This is a genomic window from Methylobacterium sp. J-092 (assembly GCF_022829325.1).
Lineage (GTDB): Bacteria > Pseudomonadota > Alphaproteobacteria > Rhizobiales > Beijerinckiaceae > Methylobacterium.
Genome location: NZ_JAKSXU010000103.1, coordinates 21,619 through 31,865 on the forward strand (window position 1 = coordinate 21,619; position 10,247 = coordinate 31,865).

The window sequence follows — 10,247 nt, forward strand, 5'->3', positions numbered from 1 at the left end:
ACCTCAGGCCGCCTTCGGCGCATGGTGGCTGTGGAGCTGGGCCGAGAGCATGCGGCGCACGTCGTTGAAGGCGGGGCTCGACACGTCGCGGCGGCGGGGGAGGTCGATCGCGTGCACCGCCTCGATCCGGCCGGGGCCGGGCGACATCATCACGATGCGGTCGGCGAGGAAGATCGCCTCCTCGATCGCGTGCGTCACGAACAGCACGGTGAGGCCGGTGCGGCTCCACAGGTCGAGCAGCTCGTCCTGCAGCCGCTCGCGGGTCATCGCGTCGAGCGCCCCGAACGGCTCGTCCATCAGCACCACCTCAGCCTCGTTGGCGAGCACGCGGGCGATGGCGACGCGCTGCTTCATGCCCCCCGAGAGCTGGTGCGGGTAGGCGTCGGCGAAGGCCGCGAGGCCGACGAGGTCGATGTAGCGGGCGGCGGTGTCGCGCACCTCCGCGGCCGGGCGGCCCCGCGCCTTCGGGCCGAAGCCGATGTTGTCGCGCACGCTGAGCCAGGGGAACAGGCCGTAATCCTGGAACACCATCCCGCGGCTCGGGCCCGGGCCGGGGATCGGCTTGCCCCACATCAGGGCCTCGCCGCCGGTGGCCGCCTCGAAGCCGGCCACGATCCGCAGCAGGGTGGACTTGCCGCAGCCCGAGGCCCCGAGCAGGCAGACGAACTCGCCGCGGCGCACGGTGAGGTTGGCGCCGCGCAGGGCCTCGGTGCTGCGCCCCTGCGAACGGTAGGTCTTGGAGACGTCGCGCACCTCGACGATCGGCAGGGTCGGGTCAGCCATCCGAGGATCTCCGGTTCTCAACCATGCGCGGGGCTCCACGCGAGCAGGCGGCGCCCGATCTCCATGACGATCCGGTCGGAGACGAACCCGGCGACGCCGATCACCACCATGCCGCAGATGACGATCTCGGTGCGGGAGAGCTGGCGCGCCTCCATGATGATCGCGCCGAGACCCGTCTGCACCCCGGTCATCTCGCCCACCACGATGACGACCCAGGCGAAGCCGAGGCCGAGGCGCAGGCCGGTGAAGATCGAGGGCAGGGCGGCCGGCAGCACGACGCGGGCGAACTGCGCCGTCCCCGTGCATCCGAGCATGGCCGCGGCCTCGAACAATCGCGGCTCGACCGAGCGCACGCCGAAGATCGTGTTGACGAGGATCGGGTAGAACGCCCCGAGGAAGACTAGGAAGTAGGCCGAGCGCGGCCCGAGCCCGAACAGGATCATCGCCAGCGGCAGCCATGCGGTGACGGGCACCGGCCGCAGGATCTGGAAGGTCGGGTCGAGCAGCGCCCGCATCAGCGGCACGCGTCCGATCAGCAGCCCGAGCGGCAGGGCGGCGGCCGCGGCCAGCGCGAACCCGCCGAAGACGCGGGCGAGCGAGGCGGCGAGATGCGTCCACAGCGTGCCGCTGAAGGCGTCGTCGTTGATCCCGCCGACGGCCAGATCCCGCATCTCGGTCCAGACCTCGGCCGGCGGCGGGATCAGGCTGTAGGGTCTCCCGACGGTGGCGAGGTGCCAGACCAGCGCGAGCGCGACGGGGAGGGCGAGCGCGAGGGCGGGCGCCGTCAGGCGCCGGAGGATGCTCACGGCGAACGAGGCCCGGTCGCGATGGCGTGTAGCGCGGGTCCCCCCTCCCGTTCGGGAGGGGGACAGGGCGAGGGGCATGACCTCTCCGGACAGACCGGCCCCCTCACCCCAACCCTCTCCCGAACGGGAGAGGGGGAGCGCCGCGTCGCCGGCGGCGGCCGATCCGGCCTCCGTCGCTGCCATCGCGCTCATGTCACGCGTCACGCATCGCGTCGACGAAGGTGGTGTCGATGAAGCCGGGCTCGGGCAGGCGCTTGATCTGCTTGAGGGCGAGCATGTGCTGGGCGTAGGCCTCGGCCTTCTTGACCTCGTCCGGGCCGAGCTGCCACGTCAAGTCGACGTTGGGAGCCGAGATCGCCAGCGCCTCGCGCTTCTGGCCGAGCTTGGCCACCGCCATGTCGATCATCGCGTCGCGGTTCTTGGCCGCGAACTCGGTGCCCTTGCGGTGGATCTCCAGCATGGTGCGCACGAGGTCCGGCTTGCTCGCGATCGTGTCGCGGTGGGTGCCGAACACCATGTTGAGCGAGCCCATCGCGGTGCCGTAGGGGTACTCGACGAGCTGGCCGACGCCGCTCGACAGGCTGACGCCGGGGGCGGGCTCGGCGCCGACATAGGCGTCGATGTCGCCCCGCGCCAGGGCGATGTGCATCTCCGAGAACGAGATCCGCACCGGCACGATGTCCCGGATCGACAGCCCCTCCATCCGCATGCGCTCGAGGGCGAACACCTCCTGCGTCGAGCCGGGCCACAGGGCGACGCGCTTGCCCTTGAGGTCCTTGATCGCGCGGATGTCGGAATCCTTCCTGGAGATGATTGCCATGCCGCCGTTGCAGGTCGAGGCGATCACCGTCAGCGGCTCGCCAGCGGCCGCGCCCAGCGTCGCCGAGGCGATGCCGAAGGTGCCGAAATCCACCGACTTGGTGACCACCGCGTTCTTGCACTCGGTCGGGCTCTCGAACGGGATCACCTCGACCCGGGTGCCCGCCGGCGTGAAGCGCTCGTAGAAGTACGGCGCGATCGAGTGGATCAGCTTGAGCGAGCCCATGCGGATCGTCACCGGCTCCGCCGCCCGGGCGACGAACGGGGCCGAGACCAGCCCGGCCCCGAGGCCGGCGAGGAGGGTGCGGCGGTCGATCATGGCTTCACTCCGGGGTCGGCGACGAGTCGAAGCCTAGCTGCGCCGACCGTTGCAAACGAGTGCTCGTTCGGGATCGTGCCGTTGCGGTTCGGGCAACGGGTGGCCTAGGCTTGCCGGAGCGGGTTGCAGGACCCGTGCCCGAAGCGGGTCTTGGCGATGAAGCACACCCGGACGCTGGCCTGCATCGCCGAGATCGCCCGGAGCGGCTCGATCCGCCGGGCGGCCGAGCGCCTGAACATCGCGCCCTCGGCGCTGACCCGTCAGGTCCAGGACATCGAGTACGAGCTCGGCACGCCGATCTTCGAGCGGCTGGCGCAGGGGATGCGGCTCAACGCGGCCGGCGAGCTGCTGGTCCGGCACGCGCGCGACCAGCTCGCCGACCTCGAGCGGGTGCGCTCGCAGATCGCCGACCTCTCCGGGGTCCGGCGCGGGCACGTGGCGCTCGCCTGCAGCCAGGCCTTCGTCACGCAGGTGGTGCCGGAGGAGGTCCAGGCCTATCGCGCGCGGTTTCCGCTGGTCGGGTTCACGGTGCAGGTCCGCGACCACGTCCAGGCGGTGGCGGCGCTGACCGCGTTCGAGGCCGACCTCGCCCTGGTGCTGCAGCCGCCGCCCTCGGCCGACCTGCACGTTTTGTATTCCTGCCGCCAGCCGCTCTGCGCGCTGATGCGGGCCGGCCATCCCCTCGCCCGCGAGACCGGGCCGGTGCGCCTGCGCGACTGCCTCGCCCACGCGATGGCGCTGCCCGACCGGTCGCTGGCGATCCGCCTGCACCTCGAGCAGGCCCTGGCGCGGCGGGGGGTGCCGCTCGGGCCGGTGGTCGAATCGAGCTCGCTCGAGTTCCTGCGCAACCTCGTGCTGCGCGAGGAGGCGGTCAGCCTGCAGGTGCCGAGCGGCATCCCCGACGATCCCCGCCTCGTCAGCCGCCCGATCGACGGGCGCGACCTCGACCCGATGGTGATGATCCTCGGGCAGCTGCGCGGGCGCCTGCTGTCCGTCGCCGCGGCGAAGTTCGCCGACCAGCTCACCCAGAGCCTCGACCGGCGGCAGGCGGGGGCCTGAGGCGCGGGAGCGAAACCGCGCCCGCCGACTTTCCCGTGCGGGCCAACCAGGACAGCGACGCCATGAAGACCGACCGACGCCTGATCCACGCGAGCGAGAACGGCGACCGCTGGTGGCTCCGCCGCGCCGACGGCGCCGAGGCCGTGATCCTGCACGAGCCGAACGCGTCGTCCGGCGGCCGCACCTCCGAGACCGCGATCGGCGCCTTCCTGCGCGCCGGCGCGGGCGGGCCGGAGCACCGGGCCCTGCTCGACCTGATCGGCACGCTGGTCGACCAGCCGCCCGCCGCCCCGCCGGCCCCCGCGCCGGAGCCGGGCGCCGCCGCCGCCGAGCCGACGCCCGGCGAGGAGCTGGCCTGATCCGACGCGCCGGCGGACAAGCTCGGAAGACCGGGCCTCAGCGCGCCTTCAGCACCATCCGGCACTCGGCCGGCAGGGCCGCCATGGTCATCGGCGGCCGCGGCTTCGGCTTGGTCTTCGCCGGCTTCGGGTGGAGGATCGCGTCGCTGAACCAGTAGGCGAGCTCCTCGCCGCAGCCGTCGCCCGGGGGCGGGGCGGCCTGGTCGCCGCAGGAATCCTGGCCGTCCGGGCAGGCGAGGCGGATATGGTAGTGGTAGTTGTGCCCGTACATCGGGCGCACCTTGCGCAGCCAGCCGCGGTTGCCGTCCGCCTCGCGGCACAGGGCCTTCTTGATCGCCGGGTTGACGAAGATGCGCGCCACCTCCGGTTGCTCGGCGGTGAGGCGGATCAGGCTCAGCCGCTCCGGCGTCCAGGTGTCGGGGTCGATGTCGAGGCGGTCCGGCCGCACCATGTCGGTGGCCGAGGTCTCCTCGCGTTCCGCCCGCGTCATGCGCCGGTCCGGCATCGGGGTGAGCCACACGTCGGCGTCGAGCCCGAGCTGGTGCGAGGCGTGGCCGGTGAGCATCGGGCCGCCGCGGGGCTGGGACATGTCGCCGACGAGCAAGCCCGGCCAGCCGACCCGCGGCGCCTTGCCGGCCAGCCGCTCCAGGAAGTCGACGAGGTAGGGCGTGCCCCAGTTCCGGTTGCGCGACAGGCGCATCACCTGCCACGTCGCCCCGTCGATCGGCAGCGCGGCGCCGCCCGAGAAGCAGCCCTTGGCATAGGAGCCGTAGGCGTGGGTCGGGCCGGAGGTCGGGCCGGTGACCCGGCCGAACAGCGCCTTGGCCGGGGTCGAGGGCGCGTCGGGATTCTCCAGCGGCGGCAGGGGTTTGGGGTTGAGGCTGCCCTTGTCCTGGGCGTGGGCGGCGGAGGCCGCGAGCGCCGAGGCGAGCGCGAGGGCGGCGGGGAGGGCGAGGCGGCGCTTGTGCATGCGGGTCTGTGTATCCGGTCCGGCGGTCGCGCGTCGAGGATCGGAACGTCGCCCGCCGCCGGGGCGTTTTTCGGGCAGACCCGTGCCGCGCCCGCCGAGCGCGGGCGCACCCACCGAGCCCGAGGCCGCCGCATGACGCCCGCACCCGAGATCCCGGCCGCGAACCCCGACGAGCAGCCCCGCAGCCTGATCGCCCACGACCGCGTCGTCGGCACCGACGTGCGCCGCCCCGACGGCACCAAGGTCGGGCGGATCGAGCGCTTGATGCTGGACAAGCGCTCGGGCCAGGTCGCCTACGCGGTGATGAGCTTCGGCGGGTTCCTCGGTCTCGGCGAGGGGTTCCACACCCTGCCCTGGGGCGTGCTGCGCTTCTCGCCCGAGCACGACGCCTACGTCGTCGACATCACCGAGGCGCAGCTGCGCGACGCGCCGCCGCGCTCGCCCGAGGGCACCGATCCGGCCGAGGACCGCGCCTGGGAGGAACGGGTCCACCGCTACTACAACGCGGCGCCGTACTGGGGCCTGTGACGCGGGCGCGGCCCGGCTACGTCGTCGGCCCGCACCAGCCCGGCAGGTAGTTGGTCTCGGGCGCCTTGGCCAAGGCCATCGCCTCCTCGAGCGCGGCCGAGAAGTCGTTCTCGACCCGCTTGGGCTTGATGTGGCGGCGGAGATAGTCGGCCCAGAGGAACTCGCTGAACGGCGTGGTGTCCTTGGCGAAGCCGCCGGCCCGGCGCAGCTCGCCGGCGAGGCTGCGGAAGGGGTCGTCGGCGAGGTCCCCCATCGTCTTCGGGATCTCCTTGAACCCGACGCGGACGCCGTCCGCATCGTAGGGGTGGACCCACGATTTGTGGTCGCACACCGTCCAGAACGCATCCTTCTCGAGGTGGTGGAGGTCGGCGACTACGGTGACCAGAACGCTCTCGACGCCCTCCTCCATGAGGGCGCGGGAGAGGTGGTGGTGGTCGATGACGTAGTGGTGCTTCTTCGGCCCGAGCAGGGTCGGCACCATGTGCGCCCCGAGGAAGGCGGCGCGCTTGTCCTCGTCGTAGTCGCGCCAGCGCCGGCGCTTCTCGGCGACCTCCCGGTAGCCCACGGTCATCTGCGTCGGGCGCAGATCCGCGATCGGGACGGGCGCCAGCACCGGCTCTCGGATGGCCATCGATTCGGTGTTCCCACGGTCGGGCTCTCGAGGCCCCCGCGGCGATCTGTCATGATTCCGGTGCCGGCGGGAAGGCGCGATCGGCACCCCGCCGTTCACGGTTGCGACAGCCGGCGGCCTCGCAGCCGAGCCTCGCAGCCGAACCTTGCAACGGCTGATTTCAGGGATGCCGTCGCGCTGCCCGCGGCACGCGCATGCGCGCCGCCAGGGCCGGGTCTCAGGTCGAGACCGGGCTGTCCTTGCGCAGGTGCCGAAGCGCGCGGAACGGCAGCAGCAGGAACTTCACGAGGGCCCGGACCGCGAGGAAGGCGGCGACCGAGGCGACCAGGGCAATGGTTTTCAACAAGGGCTCGCGCGCTCCATCCGAGGGGGTCGTCCGAGGGGTCGTCCGGCAGAATCGTCATCGCGGCGGCCCCGGCCGGGCGCCGCATCCGCGGTGCCGCTGGGGCCACGCCGTCAGGACGCGCTCCAAAGCCGGCGAGATTAAGGGGCTCGATCCCGGAACCATGCGGCCGGCGGAGCGGGCCGCCGGGCCCGCCGCGAACACGCCGCCCGCTTTGAAACCCGTGCCGCGCCGGGCCCGCTCCGGCGGCGTTTCGGCTCGGCCTTGCCAAAGCCCTGCGACGATCTGTAATGATGGCAGGCCCTGTCCGGTCCTCACGGGATCGTTTGTGCGCCGACGCCCGCGAACGGGCGACGGCGCGCCCTCGGCGGCGACGCTTCTCCGCCGCTGCGGCCCTGGACGGCCGGGGATCTGCACACGCGACGGGCCTTGTCCCGGCGCATGAGTTTCATGGAATTCGCGGCCGCCTCGGCATGACGGGACGGTCGAGATGGTTTTCGCGAGGTCGGGAATACAGATGGACGGAGGCACAGCATCGATTGCCGTTGCCCGTGCCGTCAGCGTGCGCGATGCGCGTCGCGCCGATCCGTCCGTTCCCCCGATCAGGTTCAACCCCAGGCGCAGCGGAAGCGCGCGCCGAGCGGCGGTTGACGGCAATCCCTTCAGTTCAGCCCCCGCGGCCTCGGTTTCGAGGCCGGCGCGAGCCCTCTCCCTGACGGCCTTCAGGCCGGGCGAGGCTCCACCGGGACACGGGCCCAGGAGAGCGACGTCCGCCGCCATGTCGAAAGTTCGTCATGGCCAACAACAAGATGCTCATCGACGCGATGCATCCGGAAGAGACCCGGGTCGTCACGGTTCACGGTTCTAGGGTCGAGGAATTCGACTTCGAGGCGGCCAACCGGCGCCAGCTTCGCGGCAACATCTACCTTGCCAAGGTGACGCGCGTGGAGCCTTCGCTCCAGGCCGCCTTCGTCGAGTACGGCGGCAACCGCCACGGCTTCCTCGCCTTCTCGGAGATCCACCCCGACTACTACCAGATCCCGCTCGCCGATCGGCAGGCGCTGCTCGAGGACGAGGCCCGCGACGCCGAGGAGCACCGCGAGCGCGAGGAGCGCCGCCGCAAGTCGCCGCGCAACAACGGCCGCCGCGTCCGCGGGCGCCGGGCCGAGGCCGCCGCGGCCAAGCTCGACGAGACCGTGAGCACCGAGGACGTCGCGCACGCGACCGAGACGTCGCACGAGGCTTCGCACGCGGACGAGCACGGCGCCCAGGCCGGCGAGCCCCGTCACGACGAGGCCCAAGGGCACGAGACGCAGGCGCACGAGACGCACGTGCACGAGGCGCCGGCGCACGAGACCGGGTCCGGCGCGGATCACGCCGGCGGGACGCCGTCGGGCGAGGCGCCGGCCGAGGGTGCGATCGCGCCGGGAAGCGACGCATCCGCCAGCCTGCCCGAGACGGCGATCGGCGAGCCCGCCGCGGAGACGCAGGACACGGCGGAGGCCCACGCGCCCGAGGCCGACGCGCCCCGCGATGCGGTCGCTCCCGAGGCCGCCGACGCGGCGCCGCGCCCCGAGGCGATCGTCGCCGTGGCCGAGAGCCTCACCGTCGCCGAGGCGCCGGCGGCGTCCGAGGATGAGTCCGACGAGGACGAGTCCGACGACGAGGACGAGGACGACGACTCGGACGACGAGGACGAGGACGGCGACGACGAGGAGTCCGACGAGGACGAGGGCGACGAGGATCCCGACGCCGAGCCGAAGATCTCGCAGGTCGGCGGCAACGGCGACGCGCTCGGCGAGCTGCCCGAGCGCCCGCGCAGCCACCGCCGCCACTACAAGATCCAGGAGGTGATCAAGCGCCGCCAGATCATCCTGGTGCAGGTCGTCAAGGAAGAGCGCGGCACCAAGGGCGCGGCGCTCACCACCTACCTGTCGCTCGCCGGCCGCTACTCGGTGCTGATGCCGAACACCGGCCGCGGCGGCGGGATCTCCCGCAAGATCACCTCGGCCGCCGACCGCAAGCGCCTCAAGGAGACCGCCCAGGCGCTGGAGGTGCCGGACGGCATGGGCGTGATCCTGCGCACGGCGGGCGCCTCGCGCACCATGCCGGAGATCAAGCGCGACTTCGAATACCTGATGCGGCTGTGGGAGAGCGTGCGCGAGCTGACCCTGTCCTCGACCGCGCCGGCGCTGGTCTACGAGGAGGGCTCGCTGATCAAGCGGGCGATCCGCGACCTCTACAACAAGGACCTCGACGAGGTCCTGGTCTCGGGCGAGGCGGCCTACGCGGAAGCGCGCGACTTCATGCGGATGCTGATGCCGCAGCAGGCGAAGGTGGTGAAGCCCTATCGCGACCCGACGCCGATCTTCGCCAAGCATGGCGTCGAGCAGCAGCTCGACGCAATGTTCTCGACCCACGTGACGCTGAAGTCCGGCGGCTACCTCGTGATCAACCCGACCGAGGCCCTGGTCTCGATCGACGTGAATTCCGGGCGCTCGACCCGCGAGCACGACATCGAGGACACCGCGCTGCGCACCAACATGGAGGCGGCCGAGGAGGTCGCCCGCCAGCTGCGCCTGCGCGACCTCGCCGGCCTGGTGGTGATCGACTTCATCGACATGGAGGAGAAGCGCAACAACCGCGCGGTCGAGAAGAAGCTCAACGACTGCCTGAAGAACGACCGCGCCCGCATCCAGGTCGGGCGGATCTCGCCCTTCGGCTTGATGGAGATGAGCCGCCAGCGCATCCGCACCGGCGTGCTCGAATCCTCGTCGATCCCGTGCGTGCATTGCGGCGGATCGGGCTTCGTGCGCGCCACCGCGTCGGTCGCGCTGCACATCCTGCGGGCGATCGAGGAGGCGCTGCTCAAGGCGTCGAGCCACAACCTGATCCTGCGCACCCGCACCGAGGTGGCGCTCTACATCCTCAACCAGAAGCGCGGGCACCTGCACGAGCTCGAGATGCGCTTCGGCGTCAGCGTGACGATCGCCGCCGACGAGCGGCTCGGCGCCACCACCGCCTACCAGCTCGATCGCGGCGAGCCGGCCCAGCGCGCTGAGGGTCCGGTCACCGGGATCCGCGCCGTGGCGATCTCGCCGATCTCCGAGATCGAGGAGGACGACGGCTTCGAGGAGGCCGAGGACGAGACCGCCGAGGAGGCGCTCGCGCAGGACGCCCTCGGCGAGGCCGATGCGGACGACGAGGCCGAGGATGCGCGCGAGGCCGGTGCCGAGCGCTCGGAGAAGTCGGACGAGGGCGACGGCCAGCGCCGCCGCCGGCGTCGCCGGCGCAAGCGCGGCGGCCGGCCCGAGGGCGGCGAGGCCGAGCGCGGCGCGCAGGCCGGCGCCGAGGCGGGCGACGAGGACGCCGAGGGCGACGCCATCCCGGGCGATATCAACGAAGGCGAGGCCACGGAGGGCGGCGACGCCGAGCCCGCCGAGGCGCAGGCCCGCGAGTCCGCGGCGCCGGCCGACGGCGAGGAGGATGCCGGCGGCCGCCGCCGGCGCCGGGGACGTCGGGGCGGCCGCGGCCGCGCCGAGGGCCGCCGCCGGGCCGGCGGCGAGGCCACGGTGGTAGCGTCCCCCCTGCCCGAATGCGCCGCGTTCGTAGCCGACGCACTGCCCGACG

General features: G+C 72.5%; 10 protein-coding genes. 4 read left to right on the forward strand and 6 right to left on the reverse strand.

Annotated features, from left to right (window positions below):
• Nucleotides 1–3: 3 nt before the first annotated feature.
• The 3 genes from MKK60_RS11680 to MKK60_RS11690 form a co-directional block, all read right to left on the reverse strand.
• Nucleotides 4–783, reverse strand: a complete 780-nt coding sequence (locus MKK60_RS11680) for an ABC transporter ATP-binding protein (RefSeq protein WP_147728329.1) — start codon at nucleotides 781–783, stop codon at nucleotides 4–6.
• Between the two features lie 17 nt (nucleotides 784–800).
• A complete protein-coding gene (locus MKK60_RS11685) occupies nucleotides 801–1,667 on the reverse strand; it encodes an ABC transporter permease (RefSeq protein ID WP_279603708.1) in 867 nt (288 codons plus the stop codon).
• A gap of 115 nt (nucleotides 1,668–1,782) precedes the next feature.
• Nucleotides 1,783–2,727: an ABC transporter substrate-binding protein gene (locus MKK60_RS11690; RefSeq protein ID WP_147728326.1), complete on the reverse strand. Its 945-nt coding sequence runs from the start codon at nucleotides 2,725–2,727 to the stop codon at nucleotides 1,783–1,785.
• A gap of 156 nt (nucleotides 2,728–2,883) precedes the next feature.
• Between MKK60_RS11690 and MKK60_RS11695 the strand changes: the two genes are divergently transcribed.
• Together MKK60_RS11695 and MKK60_RS11700 are read left to right on the forward strand one after the other, a co-directional pair.
• Nucleotides 2,884–3,786, forward strand: coding sequence for a LysR family transcriptional regulator (locus MKK60_RS11695; protein ID WP_243937080.1), 903 nt, complete (start codon nucleotides 2,884–2,886; stop codon nucleotides 3,784–3,786).
• Nucleotides 3,787–3,848: 62 nt separating this feature from the next.
• Nucleotides 3,849–4,145 carry a hypothetical protein gene (locus MKK60_RS11700; RefSeq protein ID WP_243949263.1) on the forward strand — a complete coding sequence of 99 codons (297 nt, stop codon included), beginning with the start codon at nucleotides 3,849–3,851 and terminating at the stop codon, nucleotides 4,143–4,145.
• A gap of 37 nt (nucleotides 4,146–4,182) precedes the next feature.
• On the opposite strand, the gene mepA is transcribed toward MKK60_RS11700, so the two are convergent.
• A complete protein-coding gene (mepA, locus tag MKK60_RS11705) occupies nucleotides 4,183–5,115 on the reverse strand; it encodes a penicillin-insensitive murein endopeptidase (RefSeq protein ID WP_147860117.1) in 933 nt (310 codons plus the stop codon).
• Between the two features lie 132 nt (nucleotides 5,116–5,247).
• Between mepA and MKK60_RS11710 the strand changes: the two genes are divergently transcribed.
• Entirely contained in the window at nucleotides 5,248–5,643 is a 396-nt protein-coding gene (locus MKK60_RS11710) for a PRC-barrel domain-containing protein (RefSeq protein ID WP_147729430.1), read from the forward strand.
• Between the two features lie 16 nt (nucleotides 5,644–5,659).
• On the opposite strand, the gene MKK60_RS11715 is transcribed toward MKK60_RS11710, so the two are convergent.
• Both MKK60_RS11715 and MKK60_RS28455 read right to left on the reverse strand, forming a co-directional pair.
• On the reverse strand, nucleotides 5,660–6,274 hold the full coding sequence (locus tag MKK60_RS11715; protein ID WP_147844405.1) for a ParB-like protein: 615 nt from the start codon (nucleotides 6,272–6,274) through the stop codon (nucleotides 5,660–5,662).
• Nucleotides 6,275–6,491: 217 nt separating this feature from the next.
• Nucleotides 6,492–6,617 carry a hypothetical protein gene (locus MKK60_RS28455; RefSeq protein WP_279593292.1) on the reverse strand — a complete coding sequence of 42 codons (126 nt, stop codon included), beginning with the start codon at nucleotides 6,615–6,617 and terminating at the stop codon, nucleotides 6,492–6,494.
• Nucleotides 6,618–7,411: 794 nt separating this feature from the next.
• On the opposite strand from MKK60_RS28455, the gene MKK60_RS11720 reads away from it, so the two are divergent.
• Nucleotides 7,412–10,247 (forward strand): ribonuclease E/G (locus MKK60_RS11720; protein ID WP_243985930.1); only part of this gene is annotated, 2,836 nt, incomplete at its 3' end.

Bases quoted from the DNA above. Each gene is read 5' to 3' on its own strand.
- MKK60_RS11680 (WP_147728329.1), bottom strand. From the start codon at position 783: ATGGCTGACCCGACCCTGCCGATCGTCGAGGTGCGCGACGTCTCCAAG.
- MKK60_RS11685 (WP_279603708.1), bottom strand. From the start codon at position 1,667: ATGCCCCTCGCCCTGTCCCCCTCCCGAACGGGAGGGGGGACCCGCGCT.
- MKK60_RS11690 (WP_147728326.1), bottom strand. From the start codon at position 2,727: ATGATCGACCGCCGCACCCTCCTCGCCGGCCTCGGGGCCGGGCTGGTC.
- MKK60_RS11695 (WP_243937080.1), top strand. From the start codon at position 2,884: ATGAAGCACACCCGGACGCTGGCCTGCATCGCCGAGATCGCCCGGAGC.
- MKK60_RS11700 (WP_243949263.1), top strand. From the start codon at position 3,849: ATGAAGACCGACCGACGCCTGATCCACGCGAGCGAGAACGGCGACCGC.
- mepA (WP_147860117.1), bottom strand. From the start codon at position 5,115: ATGCACAAGCGCCGCCTCGCCCTCCCCGCCGCCCTCGCGCTCGCCTCG.
- MKK60_RS11710 (WP_147729430.1), top strand. From the start codon at position 5,248: ATGACGCCCGCACCCGAGATCCCGGCCGCGAACCCCGACGAGCAGCCC.
- MKK60_RS11715 (WP_147844405.1), bottom strand. From the start codon at position 6,274: ATGGCCATCCGAGAGCCGGTGCTGGCGCCCGTCCCGATCGCGGATCTG.